17 protein-coding genes are annotated in these 17,774 nt (G+C 67.7%); 8 read left to right on the top strand and 9 right to left on the bottom strand.

Going from position 1 to position 17,774, the window contains the following annotated elements:
- Positions 1 to 28: 28 nt before the first annotated feature.
- The 7 genes from CSC78_RS06270 to CSC78_RS06245 form a co-directional block, all read right to left on the bottom strand.
- Positions 29 to 277, bottom strand: a complete 249-nt coding sequence (locus tag CSC78_RS06270) for a VOC family protein (protein ID WP_162337042.1) — start codon at positions 275 to 277, stop codon at positions 29 to 31.
- Between the two features lie 6 nt (positions 278 to 283).
- The gene (locus CSC78_RS18850; protein ID WP_238391176.1) at positions 284 to 400 is read right to left on the bottom strand and encodes a VOC family protein; all 117 of its coding nucleotides are present in this window, start codon (positions 398 to 400) and stop codon (positions 284 to 286) included.
- Entirely contained in the window at positions 397 to 1,848 is a 1,452-nt protein-coding gene (locus tag CSC78_RS06265; protein ID WP_162337041.1) for a dihydrolipoamide acetyltransferase family protein, read from the bottom strand. Before CSC78_RS06265 ends, CSC78_RS18850 begins: the two co-directional genes overlap by 4 nt.
- A complete protein-coding gene (locus CSC78_RS06260; protein WP_162337040.1) occupies positions 1,845 to 2,213 on the bottom strand; it encodes an SH3 domain-containing protein in 369 nt (122 codons plus the stop codon). The genes CSC78_RS06265 and CSC78_RS06260 overlap by 4 nt, the downstream gene beginning before the upstream one ends.
- A complete protein-coding gene (locus CSC78_RS06255) occupies positions 2,213 to 3,256 on the bottom strand; it encodes an alpha-ketoacid dehydrogenase subunit beta (protein WP_379608864.1) in 1,044 nt (347 codons plus the stop codon). The genes CSC78_RS06260 and CSC78_RS06255 overlap by 1 nt, the downstream gene beginning before the upstream one ends.
- 8 nt (positions 3,257 to 3,264) lie before the next feature.
- Complete coding sequence (pdhA, locus tag CSC78_RS06250; RefSeq protein ID WP_162337038.1) at positions 3,265 to 4,350, bottom strand: pyruvate dehydrogenase (acetyl-transferring) E1 component subunit alpha; 1,086 nt, start codon at positions 4,348 to 4,350, stop codon at positions 3,265 to 3,267.
- A gap of 286 nt (positions 4,351 to 4,636) precedes the next feature.
- Entirely contained in the window at positions 4,637 to 7,882 is a 3,246-nt protein-coding gene (locus tag CSC78_RS06245; protein WP_162337037.1) for a lamin tail domain-containing protein, read from the bottom strand.
- A 209-nt stretch (positions 7,883 to 8,091) separates the two neighbouring features.
- On the opposite strand from CSC78_RS06245, the gene CSC78_RS06240 reads away from it, so the two are divergent.
- From CSC78_RS06240 to CSC78_RS06225, 4 genes are all read left to right on the top strand, one after another.
- Entirely contained in the window at positions 8,092 to 8,952 is an 861-nt protein-coding gene (locus CSC78_RS06240; RefSeq protein ID WP_162337036.1) for a tryptophan 2,3-dioxygenase, read from the top strand.
- Between the two features lie 13 nt (positions 8,953 to 8,965).
- The gene (locus tag CSC78_RS06235; protein WP_162337035.1) at positions 8,966 to 9,598 is read left to right on the top strand and encodes an energy-coupling factor ABC transporter permease; all 633 of its coding nucleotides are present in this window, start codon (positions 8,966 to 8,968) and stop codon (positions 9,596 to 9,598) included.
- Positions 9,599 to 9,655: 57 nt separating this feature from the next.
- The gene (locus tag CSC78_RS06230; protein ID WP_162337034.1) at positions 9,656 to 11,233 is read left to right on the top strand and encodes an AbgT family transporter; all 1,578 of its coding nucleotides are present in this window, start codon (positions 9,656 to 9,658) and stop codon (positions 11,231 to 11,233) included.
- A 185-nt stretch (positions 11,234 to 11,418) separates the two neighbouring features.
- Positions 11,419 to 12,921 carry a peptide MFS transporter gene (locus tag CSC78_RS06225; protein WP_162337033.1) on the top strand — a complete coding sequence of 501 codons (1,503 nt, stop codon included), beginning with the start codon at positions 11,419 to 11,421 and terminating at the stop codon, positions 12,919 to 12,921.
- Positions 12,922 to 13,040: 119 nt separating this feature from the next.
- Here CSC78_RS06225 and CSC78_RS06220 read toward each other — a convergent pair whose 3' ends face one another.
- Positions 13,041 to 13,517, bottom strand: coding sequence for a MarR family winged helix-turn-helix transcriptional regulator (locus tag CSC78_RS06220; protein ID WP_162337032.1), 477 nt, complete (start codon positions 13,515 to 13,517; stop codon positions 13,041 to 13,043).
- Between the two features lie 77 nt (positions 13,518 to 13,594).
- Between CSC78_RS06220 and hppD the strand changes: the two genes are divergently transcribed.
- From hppD to hmgA, 3 genes are all read left to right on the top strand, one after another.
- Positions 13,595 to 14,692 carry a 4-hydroxyphenylpyruvate dioxygenase gene (hppD, locus tag CSC78_RS06215; protein WP_162337031.1) on the top strand — a complete coding sequence of 366 codons (1,098 nt, stop codon included), beginning with the start codon at positions 13,595 to 13,597 and terminating at the stop codon, positions 14,690 to 14,692.
- A gap of 63 nt (positions 14,693 to 14,755) precedes the next feature.
- Entirely contained in the window at positions 14,756 to 15,154 is a 399-nt protein-coding gene (locus tag CSC78_RS06210) for an endonuclease domain-containing protein (protein ID WP_238391175.1), read from the top strand.
- Positions 15,155 to 15,164: 10 nt separating this feature from the next.
- Positions 15,165 to 16,469 (top strand): homogentisate 1,2-dioxygenase, encoded by a 1,305-nt coding sequence (hmgA, locus tag CSC78_RS06205; RefSeq protein WP_162337030.1) that lies wholly within the window; start codon positions 15,165 to 15,167, stop codon positions 16,467 to 16,469.
- Between the two features lie 7 nt (positions 16,470 to 16,476).
- On the opposite strand, the gene CSC78_RS06200 is transcribed toward hmgA, so the two are convergent.
- Positions 16,477 to 17,016, bottom strand: coding sequence for a hypothetical protein (locus tag CSC78_RS06200; RefSeq protein WP_202924128.1), 540 nt, complete (start codon positions 17,014 to 17,016; stop codon positions 16,477 to 16,479).
- A 127-nt stretch (positions 17,017 to 17,143) separates the two neighbouring features.
- On the opposite strand from CSC78_RS06200, the gene CSC78_RS06195 reads away from it, so the two are divergent.
- The gene (locus CSC78_RS06195; protein ID WP_238391174.1) at positions 17,144 to 17,767 is read left to right on the top strand and encodes a lectin; all 624 of its coding nucleotides are present in this window, start codon (positions 17,144 to 17,146) and stop codon (positions 17,765 to 17,767) included.
- Positions 17,768 to 17,774: the final 7 nt, after the last annotated feature.

Raw genomic sequence — 17,774 nt, 5'->3', positions numbered from 1 at the left:
GACGGCGTCATCCTGCCACCGTTCGCGGTCAGGCGTCGTCGCAGACCGGGGTGCCGAACTGCAGCAGGTAGCCGTTGTTGTCGTAGATCGCGAACTCGCGCATGCCGTAGGCGAAGGTCTCCGGCGTGTAGCAGACGCGCGCGTGGTCGCGCACGGCATCCCACAGGGCATCGACGTCGGCGACCTCCAGGTACAGCGAGCCGGTGAACGCCGGCGCGGTGTCGCCTTCATGGTCGTTGGGCGCAGACAGCATCAGCTCGGCGCTGTCGCGACGCAATGCCAGTCAGCCGTGTTCCGGTGCGCCCGACGCCAGCTCGAAGCCCAGCACGTCGCGGTAGAACGCGAGCGTGCCGGGCAGGTCCGGCGTACGCAGCATCGGCGTGAGCCGGCGGAAGGTCATGCCGGCAGGGCGAGGTCGTCGATCAGGGCCTTGAGGAAACGCGCGGCCTCGCCGCCCGTGCAGGCGCGGTGGTCGAACGTCACCGACAGCGGGATGACCTTGTGCGATTCGAAGCCGCCCATGACCGGCGTGACCTGGTGGCGCGCGCGGCCCGCGGCGACGATCGCGACGCATGGCGGCACCACGACGGGCGTGGCGTAGCGGCCGGCGAACATGCCGAAGTTGGACAGCGAGATCGTGTAGCCGGTCAGTTCCGACGGCGGGATGCTGCGGTCTTCCACCTGCACGCGCAGGCGGTTGATGCTCTCGCGCACGCTGCCGGCGTCCAGCAGGTCGGCATTGCGCAGCGCCGGCACGAACAGGCCGTCGTCGGTATCCACGGCGATGCCGATGTCCACGTGCGGATGCAACGTGCGGGTCAGCTTGTCGCCGTCGAACCACGCATTCATCGCCGGCACCGTCTTGCAGGCGCGCACGATGGCGCGGACGAGGCGGCCGGTCATGTCGTTGCCCGGCGTCCACGCATGGATGTCGGCGTCGTCGCTCAGCGTGGTCGGCACGACCTTGGCATGGGCCTCGGCCATCACGCGCGCCATGTTCCGGCGCACGCCCTTCAGTTGTTCCGGCTGGCCGCTGACGGACACGCCCGGCGGCTGTGTGCGCATCGGCTTGCCGCTGGCGGACAGCGTGGTGCGCTGATCTTCCCTTCTCCCCTCGGGAGAAGGTGCCCGAAGAGCCTGCCCCGTACTCGATACGGGGGCGGATGAGGGTTCGGTGCGAGCACGAGCAATCGGATGCTGCGCACCCTCTCCCCCGACCCCTCTCCCGGTGGGAGCGGGGAGCAGAGTAGAACCGTCTGCGGCCGCCTGCTTCACGTCCTGCATCGTCACCGCGCCGTCGGCACCGGTCGCGCGGACGCGCGCCAGGTCCACGCCCAGCTTCTTCGCCATCGCGCGCACGGCCGGCATCGCCTTGACGCCGCCGACGGCGACGGCCTGTTCGGTATGCACGGCGTTGGACGATTGCATCGCGCCGACGACGGTACCGGCATCGGCCTCGGCAGCCGTGGGAGCGACGTCAGTCGCGATCGAGGGAGCATCGGATGTCGGATTCGCGACTGACGTCGCTCCCACAGAAGCAGTCGTCTTCGGTGGGCCATGGTGATGGCCGGTGTCCTGGCCTTCCGCGCGCTGCGGCAGGCTGGCATCGGGTTCGAACACGGCCAGCATGCTGCCGGTCACGACGATGTCGCCGGCCGCGCCGGCCAGCTTCACCACCTTGCCGGAAACGGGCGAGGGCACTTCGACGACGGCCTTCGCCGTCTCCATCGATACCAGCGGTTCGTCCAGCCGGATCACGTCGCCTTCCTTGACGAACCACTCGACGATGGTGGCGTCCGGGAGGCCTTCGCCCAGGTCGGGAAGGTGGAAGGTCTTGCTCTCGCTCATTCGGATGTCTCTTCGGAAGTCGTTTCGTTGATCGGTTGCAGGTCGCGCGCCGGCAGCCAGCCACTGCGGCCGTCCGCGTGCGTGCACCACCACCAGTCGCCCAGTTCGTGCTCGAGCGTGACGGTGTCGTTCGCCTGCACGTCCAGTTCCTGCGCGGAATAGTCGCGCAAGGCCACGGCGTGGCCGTCGCCGTTCGGCTGCAGCCAGTCCACCGGCGCCCAGCCGGCGTTGCCGTCGGCGGTGGTGGTCCAGGCGAATGCCGGCCACTCGGTGTCGCGTGCGCCCAGCGCGACCACGTCGCCGCGCGCGAACCGGATGGGGTTCGCGTACTGCGTGCGGTAGTCGCGGAGGGCGCGGGCCCGCATCAGCCCGCCGCCATCGCCCGCTTCGCCGCGGCGACGATCTTGTCGACGCTGGGCAGGTACTTCATTTCCAGGCGGAACAGCGGGATGTGCGTGTCGTAGCCGGTGACGCGCTCGACCGGTGCCAGCAGGTCGTACATCGAGTGCTCGGCCAGGCGCGCGGCGATCTCGGCGCCGAAGCCGGCGGTGCGCGGCGCTTCGTGCACGATCACGCAGCGGCCGGTCTTGGCGACGGATTCGGCGATGGTGTCGAAGTCGAGCGGACGCAGCGTGGCGACATCGATGACTTCCGCGCTGATGCCTTCGCCGGCCAGCTTGTCGGCGGCTTCCAGCGCTTCCTTCACCTGCGCGCCCCAGGTCACCAGGGTCACGTCGGTGCCGTCGCGCAGCACGAAGCACACGTCCAGCGGCAGCGCTTCGCCGTCGTCGGCGACCACTTCCTTGTACTGGCGGTAGATGCGCTTCGGTTCCATGTAGATGACCGGATCCGGGTCGCGGATCGCCGCCAGCAGCAGACCGTAGGCGCGCTGCGGCGAGGACGGCATCACCACGCGCAGGCCGGGCACGTTGGTGAAGATGGCCTCGTTGGCTTCGCTGTGGTGCTCCGGCGCGCGGATGCCGCCGCCCCACGGCACGCGCAGCACCATCGGGCAGTGCAGGCGGCCGCGCGTACGCGTGCGGAGGCGTGCGGCGTGGCAGATGATGTGGTCGACCATCGGGTAGACGAAGCCGTCGAACTGCGCTTCGGCGACCGGCTTCATGCCCTGCGCGGCCAGGCCGATGGTCAGGCCGGCGATGGTGGTCTCGTCCAGCGGCGTGTCCAGCACGCGCTCGGGACCGAACTTCTGCTGCAGGCCGGCGGTGGCGCGGAACACGCCGCCGTTCACGCCGACGTCCTCGCCCAGCACCAGCACGGCATCGTCGTGCGCGATCTCCCAGGCCAGCGCCTGGGTGATGGCTTCGATCAGGGTGATGGCGGTCGGGGTTGCCGCAGTGTCCGGTTTCGCGACTGACGTCGCTCCCACAGGCTTGTTCTCGGGTTTCATGACGGTGCTCATGGGCGGTTCTCCGCGGCGATGGCGGCAGCGCGCTGTTGCAGCAGTTCCGGCGGCGGATCGGCATACAGGTAGTCGAACATCGCTTCGACCGGCTGCACCGGCGTGTTGAGGTAGGCGTTGACCTCTTCGTCCACGCGCGCGCCGCATTCCTCCTTCCACGCGGCTTCGTCGGCCTCGCTCCACGCACCCTGGGCGGTCAGCCAGGTGCGCAGGCGTGTCATCGGCTCGCGTTCCCAGCCGGCTTTCACTTCGGCGTCGTCGCGGTAGCGGCGGGCGTCGTCGGCGGTGGTGTGGTCGGACAGGCGATAGGTGACGAATTCGATCACCGTGCCGCCCTGGCCCTTGCGGGCGCGCTCGCTGGCGCGGCGCATGCCTTCCAGCACGGCGATCAGGTCGTTGCCATCGACTTGCAGACAGTGCAGGCCGCCGGCCAGGCCTTTCTGCGCAAGCGTCTGCGCACCGGTCTGCGCACTGCGCGGCACCGAAATGGCCCAGCCGTTGTTGATCACGCCCAGCACCAGCGGCAGTTCGTAGGCGCCGGCGGAGTTCAGCGCGGCGTAGAAGTCGGTCTTCGACGATCCGCCGTCGCCGCAGGTCGCCACCGCGATGTGGTCCTGCTTGCGCAGCTTGAACGACAGCGCGGCGCCGGCGGCATGCAGGCACTGGGTGGAGATCGGCACGCAGAACGGGAAGTCGTTGCGGGCATCGCTGGCCCGGTCGTAGTCGCTGCCACGTTCGTCGCCGCCCCAGTACATCAGCACGTCGCGCGGCTTCACGCCGCGCATGAACATGGCGCCGTACTCGCGATAGCTGGGGGCATACACGTCGCCGGCGCGCATCGAGGCGCCGATGCCGACGTGGGTGGCCTCGTGGCCCAGGCAGGCGGCGTACGTGCCCAGCTTGCCGGTGCGCTGCAGCGCAATGGCCTTGGTATCGAAGGTGCGGACGAACAGCATCTGCTTGAACAGCTCGCGCAGGCGGGCGACGTCGCGCCCGGCGTCGGGAAGGTCGTCGCGCACCAGGGTGCCGTCGGGCCCGAGGTACTGCAGGTATTCGATGGTGAAGCTTGCGGCGGTGGTCATCTGGACGGTGTTCTCGTCGGCCGGCGGAATTGGTTTCAAATGTAATTTTAGGGACGGAGCGTCCGGCAGCCTTCGTGCAATGCAGCAAGACGAGGGCGAATGGCGTGCATCGCCGGGCGAAAACGGTGCGGAAACAGGCGGTTGCCGGATGTCGTTCGGTGTCAGTCCGCCTGCCGCTCGGGTGGGCTGGACGTGTCGTGCGTCCCATCATGCGCGAACGGCGCCTCCGGAACGACAAGGGGCGCGGTTGCCCGCGCCCCTGTCGACCCCACGATGTCGCGAAAGTTCAGCGGATGCGCTGGACGAGCTTGTCGTGGTTGTTGTCCGCGTTCGGGTCCGGCGTGTCGCTGCTCACCGTGGCTTCGAACTCGAACGAGGTGCCGCGCTTCGGCTTGCCGGGCACGACCATCGCGAAGGCCAGCGTCTGCACGCCCTTGGCCATGGCGCCGCGACGGGTGCACTCGGCCTTCGACCCGTCGGTCGTGTCCTGCACGCGGGTGCAGGACCAGCCGCTCGGTGCGGCGACCGCGGCGTAGCGCGCCTCGACATTCGTGGACAGCACCACCTTGACCTGCTCGGCGGTGTCCGGACCGGCATTGCGGACCGGCACCAGCACGGTGGCGATGGTGTTGCGCAGCAGCGGCAGCGCACCGCCGGCCAGCTTCACCGACAGGTCGGCCTTGCGGGTCGGCAGCGCGGCGATGGCCACGGAGACCGAGGCCACGTTGTCGCCGCTCGCCGGGTCGAGCACGGTGGAGTTGGCCGACACGCCCAGGCCCAGCGTGGTGCCGGAGGCACTGGCCGGGACGATGGCGTCGATGGCGAACGTCGCGTCGCTGCCCACGGCCAGCGACGGCACGGTGCAGGCGACGCGGGTCGTACCGCCGGTGACTTCCGCGGCGGCGCAGCTCCAGCCCGCGGGCAGCGTGGCCAGCGACGGCGACAGTTCGGCCGAGAACACGAAAGCGAACGCGGCCGGCGAAGCGGCACCCGGGCCGGCATTGCGCACCGTGGCGGTGTAACGCACGGTCTCGCCGACGTTGGCGGTGACGCGGTCGGCCGACACCGTGGCCGACAGGTCGGCGCGGGCGAACGAGGGCACGCGGATGGTCAGGCGCACCGGGTCGTGGTCGGACGAACGGATCGCCAGCGATGCGTCGCCGAAGTTGTCCGTACCGAAGTCCGCGTTGATGCGCGCATGGTCCACGCGCAGCGCGGCGTCCATCACCAGCGACTCGTTGACCAGCACGTGGTCCAGCGTCTGCGCATTGCCCTCGAACGAATACGAGTAGCGCTGCGCCGGGTCGGCGATCAGCTGCGAACCGTCCACCAGCGGCGTGGTCAGCGGGCTGGCCATGTACGTCAGCACCTGGTCTTCCGGTGCCGCTTCGCCCTTGATGATGCCGAGCACGTCGACATAGCCGTCGTTGAACTCGAACGCGTTGAAGTCGCCGACCAGCACGATCTTCTCGTCCGGGTTCGCCTGCTGCATCTCCTGCACCAGCTGCGCCAGGTAGACCGCCTGCGCGCCGCGCTTGACCCGCACGCGCTCGCCGCCGGTGGCCCAGCCGCTGCTGCCCGGCAGGGTGTCGTTGATGTCGTTGAGCGAACGCAGGTGGTTGACGATGACGGTCAGCGGATAGCTCGACGTCGCATCCTGGTGCACGCGGGCGCGCAGGCGCAGCGGCGGACGGTCGTTGAGCAGGCTGGTGGTGCCGTTCGGATTGGCGATGGTGGTTTCCTTGCCGAACTGCGCGACATCCAGCACTTCGACGCGGGCCGTGCCGCCGGCGATCTGGCGAGCGCTCACCAGGAAGCCGACGTTGATGCCGCCGACATCGTTGCCCGGCTGCAGGTAGGGCACGTAGCCCGGGCGCGCGGCGCAGGTGGCGTCGATGCGCTCGGACAGCAGCTGCAGCACGCGCAGGTTCTCCACTTCCACCGCACCCACGATGTCCGGGGCCTTGAGGTAGTCGCAGATCGCCAGCGCCGCCTTGGACAGGCGCTTGTCCAGCGCGGCCGGCGTCAGCGTCACCGCGCCGTTGCTGTCGTTGACCTCGTCGAACAGGCGCAGCAGGTTGAAGCTGCCGATGGTGACTTCGTCGTAGCTTGCGTCGTTGACGGCTTCCGGCAGGCGACCGCCGGTCACGGTCGGCGGCGTACCGACGTCGGGCAGCACGGCCCAGGTGCCGGCGAAGTAGTCGAGTACGCCGATCAGGCCCGCGACCTCGGCACCGGTGTCGACCGACAGCGGCACCGCACCCACCTGGCCCCGGCTGCGCACCATCAGGCGTTCCTGGTTGGTGTCGAAGCGCGGCGGGTTCTTGCCGGCGGGCAGGGTGATGGCATCCATCACAGCGATGCCGGGCTCGCGGAACGGACGTGCGACGCCGGGCAGGGCGACATGGAACACGCCGTCGCTGCTGGCGGTGGCGTTGGCCTCGCTGAGGCTGCCACCGGACGGTGCGATGACCACCGACTGCGCCACGCTGACGCGCATGCCTTCGAAGCGTTCCAGCGTGCCGGGCAGGGCGTCGGGGCCCAGCTCGGCGGCGGTCAGCTCGATCGCGGCGGGCAGGGCGACGCCGGTGTCCAGCACGTCGACCGTCGGCGTGACGATCTCGGTGATCGCCAACTGGTGCGGATTGGACGTGGGCGTGTATTCCTCGACCGTGCCGGTCACGCGCACGCGGGTGCCGACGGCGGCGGTGGCCGGCGGCGCGCTGCTGGTGAACACGAACACGGCGTCGGACGTAGCCGGGTCGCCGTCATCGTTGGCGGCCTGCAGGAAGAAGCCGTTGTTGAACTTGATCGCGGTGACGATGCCTTCGGTCACCACGCGCTTGCCGTTGTACGGCGACAGCAGGCCGCTGCCCTGGATCTGCGCGATGGTCAGGGCCACCGGCGGATCGGGCGGTTCCGGCGGCTCGGCGCCGCTGTTGCGCGGGTTCGGCGTGCCGACCGCGAAGTCGGCGCCGTTGTTGTCGGTGTCGATGCTGCCATCGCCGCCCCGCAGCGCGGCGGTGGTGTTGCTGAGCGTGCCGGTCGGCGCGCTGCCTTCGAAGCAGGTGGCGGTGCTGCCGAAGCCGACGAAGTCGACCACGTTGGCATCGGCAGTCGGGCAGGCGCCGGTCAGCGCCGTGGTGCTGCGGCTCAGCGCGACCTTGCCGGCCGTACCGCTCATCGCGATGGTACCCACGGCATCCGGGGCGGGCAGGTCGACCGTGCCGCCGGTCCCCTGCGCCTGCTGGACCAGGTAGAAGCCGCCGGCCGGGATGCTGCCGGTGAGGGGGGTGCGTCCGCTCCAGGTGGTGCCGGCCGCGGAGGTGTACTGCACGCTCCAGCCGGTCAGGTCCACCGCGGTGGGTCCGTTGTTGCGCAGCTCGATGAAGTCGTTCTTCAGCGTGGCGCCGCTGTTGCCGCCGCCACCGTAGACCTGGCTGATGACCACCTGTGCCTGCACCGACGAGGCGGCGAAGAGCAAGGCGAAAGACGCGAGCACGGCCGCAACGCGGCCCCGTGGCATTTCCATGTAACGGGTTCTCCCTCAGTGGATTAGACGCCGCCCCCCGTCGGAGGCGATGCCACCCCCGGCCGACGCAATGTAACCAAAGCGTGGGCTACACGCATTTCATACACGTGACATAAGTGCCCGTTTTTGTTCGTCTTGTCCGGGCGGCCGTCCGCCATCGGTTACGCTGGCGCCCCCGCTGCCCCCGTGGCGCCCCGGTTGATCGACGGATGGCCGTAGAGAAGAACGAACGCCCGCTGGAAGCGGGCATCCACACCGACCTGTCGGGCCGCCTGAGCTACGGCGGCTACCTTCAGCTGGACCGCCTGCTGTCGGCGCAGCATCCGGTGTCGGACCCGCCGCACCACGACGAGATGCTCTTCATCGTCCAGCACCAGGTGTCGGAGCTGTGGATGAAGCTGATGATCCACGAGCTGCGCGCGGCGATCGGCTTCCTGCAGCGCGACCAGGTCTGGCAGTGCCGCAAGGTGCTGGCGCGCGCCAAGCAGGTGCTGCGTCAGCTGACCGAGCAGTGGTCGGTGCTGGAGACGCTGACGCCGTCCGAGTACATGGGCTTCCGCGACCTGCTGGGGCCGTCGTCCGGCTTCCAGTCGTTGCAGTACCGCACCATCGAGTTTCTGCTGGGCAACAAGAACGCCGCGATGCTGAAGGTGTTCTCGCACGACCCGGAAGGCCATGCCGGCCTGGAAGCCGTGCTGGATGCGCCCAGCCTGTACGACGAATTCCTGATGTACCTCGCGCGCTGGAACCACGCGATTCCCGCGCAGCACCTGCAGCGCGACTGGCGCCAGTCGCATGCGGCGGATGTCGCGTTGCTGCCGGTGTTCGAGGCGATCTACGAAGACACCGACCGCTACTGGCGCGAGTACTCGCTGTGCGAGGACCTGGTGGACCTGGAAAGCCAGTTCCAGCTGTGGCGGTTCCGCCACATGCGCACGGTGATGCGCATCATCGGCTTCAAGCGCGGCACCGGCGGGTCGAGCGGCGTCGGCTTCCTGCGACAGGCGCTGGAGCTGACGTTCTTCCCCGAACTGTTCGACGTACGCACCTCGATCGGGCCCGGTCGCTGACCCCGGAATGCACGTGCCGGTGCTGCTGCCGTGGACGTCCGCAGTACTGGGCGTGTCGCTGCTGGCGGTCGCCGCTACCCGGCTGCCCTGGCACAAGCTGAGGGACGATGAAGAAGCGCAGCGCGTACTCGGCATCGCGACCATGGCGCTGCTGCTTCTGCGCATCTTCAACACGCATGGCCTGGCGGGCGTGCAGCTGAATTTCATCGGTGCGATGGTCGCGGTGCTGATGTTCGGGCCGGCGTTCGCGCTGTGGGCGCTGGCGGTGGTGTCGCTGGTGGCATGGCCGTTCGGCTACGTCTGGCTGGGTCCGGGCCCGGACTTCCTCGCCACGGCCGTCGTGCCGGTCGCGCTGGGCTGGGCATGGTCTCGCTGGTGCGAGCGCAGGTTGCCGCCGAACCTGTTCGCCTATGTACTGGTGCAGGGTTTCGTGGGCGGTGCGCTGGCGATCGCGGCCTGCAACCTCGCCAAGTACCTGGTCGCGGTGTGGTTGGACATGCCGGGCGCGCCCTTCTACCTGCTCGCCACGCCGTTGATGATGTTCGGCGAAGCCTTCCTGTGCGGCGGCGTCATGGCGCTGGTCGTGGTCTACCGGCCGCAGTGGTGCAGCACGTTCGACGACGCTCGCTACCTCCGGCCGCGTTGAGCGTCGAGGCCGGGCTGGTAGCATGCGGAGGAACCCCTTGAAGGAACCTGCCGCACGATGACCGACGTCCGTCCGGAGAACGCCCCGCGCAGCCTCGCCACCCGCCTGCTGGACCTGGTCGAACGGACCGGCAACCGGTTGCCCGATCCGGCCGTGCTGTTCCTGATCCTGATGGTGCTGGTGTGGGGGGTGTCCTGGTGGTTGTCGGGGGTGTCGTTCGAAGCCATCGATCCGCGCTCCGGCCAGCCCATCGAGGTGGCGAACCAACTCGCGGGCACGTCCTTGACCGGGTTCATGGCGGGGCTGGTGCGGACGTTCGTCAACTTCCCGCCATTGGGCGTGGTGCTGGTGGCGATGCTGGGGCTGGGCGTGGCCGAGCACACCGGCTTCATCAATGCGGTGCTGCGCAAGATCCTGTCGGTCACGCCGCGCACGCTGCTGACGCCGATGCTGATCCTGGTCGGCATCCTCAGCCATGTGGCCGTGGATGCGGGCTACGTACTGGTGATTCCGCTGGGCGCGGTGATCTTCTATGCCGCCGGGCGGCATCCGCTCGCCGGCATCGCGGCCGCGTTCGCGGGCGTGTCGGGCGGTTTCTCCGCCACCGTGGGCATCCCGTCCTCGCTCGATCCGATGCTCGCCGGCCTGACCCAGACCGCAGCGCAGGTGGTCGCACCGACGCTGGAGATCAATCCACTCAACAATTTCTACTTCACCTCCGCGTCCACGCTGCTGATCGTGCTGGTGGGCTGGTTCCTGACCGACCGCGTGATCGAACCGCGCCTGCGTGGCACGCCGGTGGATGGCGACCCGGCCGGTCTGCCGCAGATGGAAGCGGTGGCGCGCGCGGAGAACCGCGGCCTGGCCTGGGCGCTGGGGGCGATGGTGGTGGCGCTGGCGCTGTTCGGATGGAGCCTGGCCGGCGACGATTCGCCTTGGCGCGCAGCGGCCGAGCAGGTGCCGCCGCAGACGCACCCCTTGCTGGCGCCCGCGGCGCCGCTGATGCAGTCCATCGTGGCGCTGATCTTCGTGTTCTTCCTGCTGCCCGGCATCGTCTACGGTTACGCGGCCGGCACGGTCAAGACGCACCGGGACATCATCCAGGGCATGGCCAAGGCGATGAACGGGATGGGTTACTACATCGTCATGGCGTTCTTCTGCGCGCAGTTCATCGCCGCGTTCGGCAACTCGAACCTGGGCGCACTGGTGGCGGTGGAGGGCGCGGACCTGCTGCGTTCGCTGGGACTGCCGATGGGCATCACGCTGGCCGGCATCATCGTGCTCACCGGTTCGGTGAACCTGCTGATCGGCTCGGCCTCGGCCAAGTGGGGACTGATCGGCCCGATCCTGGTGCCCATGCTGATGCAGCTGGGCGTGTCGCCCGACCTGACCCAGGCCGCCTATCGGGTGGGCGATTCGACCACCAACATCATCACGCCGCTGATGCCGTACTTCCCGCTGATCGTCGTCTACTGCCGGCGCTATGTCACCGGCACGGGCATCGGTACGCTGATCGCCATGATGCTGCCGTACTCGCTGGCCCTGCTGGGCACGTGGACCCTGTTCCTGCTGGGCTACTGGGCGCTGGGACTGCCGCTGGGCGTGGGCGCGAGCTACGAGTACGCGCCGACCTGAGCGGGCCATGCGCAAAGAAAATCCTTTCTCCTGCAACCACTTGGCTCCCTGAACAGCGGGACCTGGGTCTGGACGCCATTGCGGGCCGGTTTGACGCCCGCTGCCCGCGTCGGTAATCCTCGCGCGTCCCGTGCCTGCGGCACGGACGATTGAAGTCCTGAACCACTTTAGAAGGGGGAGCCCGCATGAGCGGAGCCGTCGAATCACCAACGCCGGAACGGATACCGGAATTCAAGCAGGTCCTGGGTCATCCGCGTCCGCTGTGGATGCTCTTCATGTCGGAGTTCTGGGAGCGCTTCGCGTTCTACGGCATCCGCTGGGCGATGGTGCTGTACATCGTGGCGCAGTTCCACGGTGGCAACGCGGCCGGCGAAAAGCCCGCCAGCGAGATGTACGGCGCCTACCTGGCGCTGGTCTATGCCGGTGCGATCTTCGGCGGTTACGTGGCCGACAAGCTGATCGGCTTCCAGCGTTCGATTCTGCTGGGTGCGGTGTTCATGGCGCTGGGCCTGTTCCTGCTGGCCTCGCCGACCGAGCCGCTGTTCAAGCTGGGCCTGGCGACGATCATCGTCGGCAACGGCCTGTTCAAGCCGATCATTTCCACCATGGTCGGCAAGCTGTATTTCCAGGGTGATGCGCGCCGCGATGCCGGCTTCACCATCTTCTACATGGGCATCAACATCGGCGCGATGATCGCCCCGGTGATCACCGGCTGGCTGGCGCGCAAGGTCTTCGGCACCAATGAAGACCCGCATTACCAGTGGGTGTTCATTTCGGCGGGCATCGGCATGATCGCCAGCCTGATCTGGTTCTGGGTCGGTCGCAGCCAGCTCAAGGGCATCGGCCTGCCGGCGCCCGGCCAGGAAGGCCTGGGCCGCGTTGGCCTGGTCGCGGTGCTCGGCCTGGTGGTCGGCATCCCGCTGTTCTACTTCCTGCTGACCATCGATGCGAGCGCGCTGCAGGCGATCCTGATGGCGCTGTTCGTCGTGCCGGCGGTGATGCTGCTGGTCGAAGGCGCCCGCAACGGCAAGGTCGCGCGCGACATGGTCGTGGCGATGCTGATCATCTTCGTGTTCAACGTGCTGTTCTGGATGTTCTTCGAGCAGGCGGGCAGCTCGTTCACCTTCCTCGCCGACAAGATCGTCAACCGCGATTTCGGCGACTGGGTGTTCCCGCTGGAGTGGTTCCAGTCGGTGAACTCGATCGCCATCATCACGCTGGCCCCGGTCATGGCGTGGATGTGGGTGCGGATGGGCAAGAACAATCCGTCGATCCCGCGCAAGTTCGGCCTGGGCCTGATCTTCAACGGCCTGGCCTTCCTGCTGCTGATGATCGCGCTGAACAGCATGGTCGACGGCAACGGCAAGATCCCGTTCTGGACCTTGTTCATGGTCTACGTCATCCAGTCGGTCGGTGAGCTGTGCCTGTCGCCGATCGGCCTGTCGATGACGACCAAGCTGGCGCCTGCGCGTCTGGCCGGCATGGCGATGGGTTGCTGGTTCCTCTCGATCGCGATCGGCAACAACCTGGCCGGCATCTTCGCCGGCAAGGTCAGCGGTGAAGGCGGCATGACCGTGCAGTCGGCGCACGCCGGTTACACGTTCGGCTTCTGGGCGCTGGTCGGGTCGGGCGTGCTGCTGTTCCTGGTCGCCCCGCTGGTCAACCGCCTGATGCACGGCGTGAAGTGACGCATTGGCCCGTGCGCAGAGCGCGCGGCTTTGCCAATGCGTCATCCCCGCGAAGGCGGGGATCCAAAGAAAAACGGCGGCCATCGGCCGCCGTTTTTCGTTTGCAGGGATGGAGGGCCTCAGCCCTCGATGCGCTTGACGCCTTCGCCGGCCAGCTTGTCGATCAATTGGTCGAGCATCGTGCGCTCTTCCTCGGTCAGCGGCTCCAGCATGCGCTGGTGGTACTCGATGACCATCGGCGCCACCTCGTCGTAGACCCGGAAGCCCTCGTCGGTCAGTGCCAGTACCGAGCGGCGGCGGTCGTCGCCGTGGATCTCGCGCTGGATCAGCGCCCGCTCCAGCAGGCGGGCCACCGCCCGGCTGACCGCCACCTTGTCCATCGCGGTGCGGTTGGCCACCTCGCCGGCCGACAGGCCGGGGAAGCGCCCGAGCACCGCCATGACCCGCCATTCGGTGATGGCCAGCCCGAAACGGCGGTGGTATTCGCGGGAAATCGCGCTGCTGATCCGGTTCGACAGCACGCTCAACCGGTAGGAAAACAGGCGGTCGAGGTCGAAATCGGCGTGGATGGGCGGGCTGTCGGGTGGCTGGCTCATTGGTGCGCTGCTACTTGTGGGTGGTTTCGCCTGAAACTATATTGGCGCGTATCCACGCAAGCCTAGCGAGACGTCCCATGAACGCACAACCCAACCTGGGCATGCAGCCCACGACGTTCGACAACCCGATGGGCATCGACGGCTTCGAATTCGTCGAGTTCGCCGCACCGGCCGGGCAGGCGCACCACCTGCACGACTACTTCCGCAAGTTGGGCTTCGTGCAGGTCGCGCGCCACAAGACACGCGCCATCAGCACCTACCGCCAGGGCGACTGCACCTTCCTCATCAACGAGGATCCGGACTCCTTCGCTGCGCGCTTCGCCGCCGAGCACGGTCCCAGTGCCTGCGGTTTCGCGATCCGGGTGAAGAAGCTGGCCGAATGGGCGCGCGTGCAGGCACTGAAGAACGGTGCCGAGTCGTTCGACGCCGCCGACGAACTGACCAAGGCCGTCGCCGCGCCGGTGATCAAGGGCATCGGCGGCTGCATGCTCTACATCGTCGACCGCTACGACGACCAGGGCACCATCCACGATCCGGACTACGAATACCTGCCGGGCGTCGACCTGATGCCGAAAGGCTTCGGCCTGACCTTCATCGACCACCTGACCCACAACCTCTACCACGGCAACATGGCCAAGTGGGCGGACTACTACGAGCGGTTGTTCAACTTCCGCGAGATCCGCTACTTCGACATCAAGGGCGCCAAGACCGGCCTGCTGTCGAAGGCGATGACCGCGCCGGACGGCATGGTGCGCATTCCGCTCAACGAGTCGAGCGATCCGAAGAGCCAGATCAACGAATACCTCGACGCCTACAAGGGCGAGGGCATCCAGCACATCGCCTGCTTCACCGACGACATCTATACGACGGTCGAGCGCATGCGCGAGGCCGGCGTCGAGTTCCTCGATACGCCGGATACCTACTTCGACGTGATCGACCAGCGCATTCCCAACCATGGCGAAGACGTCGCGCGCCTGGCCCGCAACAAGATCCTGATCGACGCCGACGTGGAGACCAAGGAGCGCAAGCTGCTGCAGATCTTCACCCAGAACGCGCTCGGCCCGATCTTCTTCGAGATCATCCAGCGCAAGGGCAACGAAGGCTTCGGCGAAGGCAATTTCCAGGCGCTGTTCGAGAGTATCGAGCGCGACCAGATGAAGCGCGGGGTGTTGTAGTCTCCCGCTTGAAGCCCCTCTCCCTGCGGGAGAGGGGTTGGGGTGAGGGGCAGGAGGACGACGATGACGAACCACCGCAGGCCTCCCATGGCGACGCGCTCGTTGGAGCGGGCGAGGGAATTGCGGGCAGGTTCGACAGATGCAGAACGCAAGCTGTGGTCGGTCCTCAGGGACGGTGGCATCGACGGATTGAAGTTCCGTCGACAACATCCGATTCCGCCCTACACGGTCGATTTCTGCAGCGTATCGGTCAAGCTGGTGATCGAAGTGGATGGATCGCAGCACACGGAAACGTCTGATCACGCACGAACGCGGTTCCTGGAATCAAAGGGTTTCACCGTCCTGAGGTTCTGGGACAACGATGTACTGATGCAGATTGAAGCGGTGGCCGAGGCGATTTGCAGGACCGTCTCACCATCGCCCCTCACCCCAACCCCTCTCCCGCCGGGAGAGGGGCTTTAAAGGCATCAACATGAAGACCTCCACTGTCCGCGGATACATGACCGGCTTCGGCAACCACTTCGCCAGCGAGGCGATCCCCGGCACGCTGCCGGAGGGCCGCAACTCGCCGCAGCGCGTGGCGCACGGGCTGTATGCGGAACAGCTGAGCGGGACGGCCTTCACCGCGCCGCGCGCGGAGAACCGGCGCAGCTGGCTGTACCGCATCCGTCCGGCGGCGATGCACGGACCGTTCGCGCCGTATGCACAGCACCGGCTGCACAGCGACTTCAGCGCGGGGCCGGTGTCGCCGGACCAGATGCGCTGGTCGCCGCTGCCGATGCCGGAAACCCCGACGGACTTCGTCGACGGTCTGTACACGATGGCGGGTAACGGTTCACCGGATGCGATGCATGGCGTCGGCATCCACCTGTACGCCGCCAACCGGTCGATGCAGGGCCGCTACTTCTACGATGCCGACGGCGAACTGCTGATCGTGCCGCAGCAGGGTAGCCTGCGCATCGCCACCGAGTTCGGCGTGATCGATATCGAGCCGCAGCAGATCGCGGTGATTCCGCGCGGCGTCCGCTTCCTGGTCGAACTGCTGGATGGCGAAGCGCGCGGCTACGTGTGCGAGAACTTCGGCGCGGCGCTGCGCCTGCCGGACCTGGGGCCGATCGGCTCCAACGGCCTGGCCAATCCGCGCGACTTCGAAACGCCGGTCGCGGCGTACGAAGACGTGGAAGGTGCGTTCGAGCTGATCGCCAAGTTCCAGGGCCACCTGTGGCGGGCCGACATCGGCCATTCGCCGCTGGACGTCGTGGGCTGGCACGGCAACTACGCGCCGTACCGCTACGACCTGCGCCGCTTCAACACGATCGGGTCGATCAGCTTCGATCATCCGGATCCGTCGATCTTCCTGGTGCTGACCTCGCCCAGCGACACGCCCGGTGTCGGCAACATGGATTTCGTGATCTTTCCGCCGCGCTGGCTGGTGGCGCAGGACACGTTCCGGCCGCCGTGGTTCCATCGCAACATCGCCAGCGAGTTCATGGGCCTGATCCATGGCGTGTACGACGCCAAGGCCGAAGGCTTCGCGCCGGGCGGCGCCTCGCTGCACAACTGCATGACCGGGCATGGGCCGGATGCGGCGACGTTCGAGAAGGCATCGAACGCCGACCTGTCGAAGCCCGACGTCATCACCGGCACGATGGCCTTCATGTTCGAGACGCGTGCGGTGATCCGGCCCACGCGCCAGGCCGTCGAGGCGGCGCACCGTCAGCGCGACTACCAGGCCTGCTGGGCGGGCTTGCGCAAGCACTTCACGCGTCCCGACTGAGCCGCGGTCAGCGCGCCGCGATGTCCAGCGTCGCGTCGGACACGTCCTGCAACCGGTGGGCCGCATCTTCCGGCAGCGCTTCCAGCAGGCGTTCGCGGATGCGGCCGGCGAGCGTCGTCGCCACGCGTGCTTCGAGGAAACGCAGCGCATCGGCCAGCGCCGCGAGCATCGCATCGTCGTCCAGCCGCGACTGCAGGCGTTCGCGATGGCGGCGTGCGCCATCGTCGCGCTGCAGTTCCAGCATGCCCGTCAGATAGACCCTGGCAGCCACCAGCGAACGTCGTGGTCCGGTTGGCGCCGGCGTAGCGGGCGCCACGATGCGCTCGACGGCGGACCTTGCTTCCGGCCGCGACAACGTCGCGGTCAGGTAGCCATCGTGCATCAGGCGTTGCACCAGCAGCGGTGCATCCTGGCCCAGCAGCCGGACGAGTTCCGCCAGATCGCGCTGCCCGTCGCAGAGGATCAGCGTACGCCGTTCGCGCATGCCGAGCGTGCCGGTATGGACCAGCAGGGTCTGGCGGGCGAGGTCTGTCTTGGTTGGGCGCATGGCGACGGGTCGATCGGGCCGTGCGCAGGCTAGCCGGGTGCGATGAAGTGCCGATGACAGCGCTTCATCGCGGCGACTTAACGCGCCACCGCTAGGATTCATGTTTGTGCACTGGAGAGAGCCCCCCATGAAGTCCATGCTGCCGATCGTGATGGTCGTCACCCTCTTGTCCGCCTGTCAGCGCGAAGAGGCCGCTGCGCCGACGGCGGAGCCGCAGACCACCGCGACCAGCACGCCGATGGCGGAAGCGCCTGCCCCCGCACCTGCGGTCGACGATACGGCGGCGCCCGCCGGACCGGTCAGCCAGGCAAGCTTCCTCGGCTACGGCGACATGAAGCTGGGCAGCACGGTCGACGAAGCGCGCGCGGCGTGGGGTGGCGAGCTCAACGGTGCGCCTATGGAAGGCACCACGTGCCACTACCTGTGGCCGAAGTGGATCAGCAAGCCCGCCGAGTTCGCCTTCATGATGGAAGAGGGCAAGTTCGTCCGTTACGACGTGGGCACCGACAAGGAGACCGCGCCCGGCGGCGGCAAGGTTGGCATGAGCGTCGACGAGGTGCAGAAGCTCTACGGCGGTGCGCTGAAGGCCTCGCCGCACAAGTACACCGAAGGCGGCCAGTACCTGACCATCGACGCTGGCGACGTGGCACCGACCACCAAGCTGGTCTTCGAGGCCGATGCCGCGGGCAAAGTGACCTCGTGGCGCGTGGGCCTGTCGCCGCAGGTCGAGTACGTAGAAGGCTGCTCCTGACCGGCGG

It is taken from the genome of Pseudoxanthomonas japonensis (assembly GCF_010093445.1).
GTDB lineage: Bacteria > Pseudomonadota > Gammaproteobacteria > Xanthomonadales > Xanthomonadaceae > Pseudoxanthomonas_A > Pseudoxanthomonas_A japonensis.
Note: the sequence above shows the minus strand (reverse complement) of the source record. Positions and strands in the feature narration are given on the sequence as shown.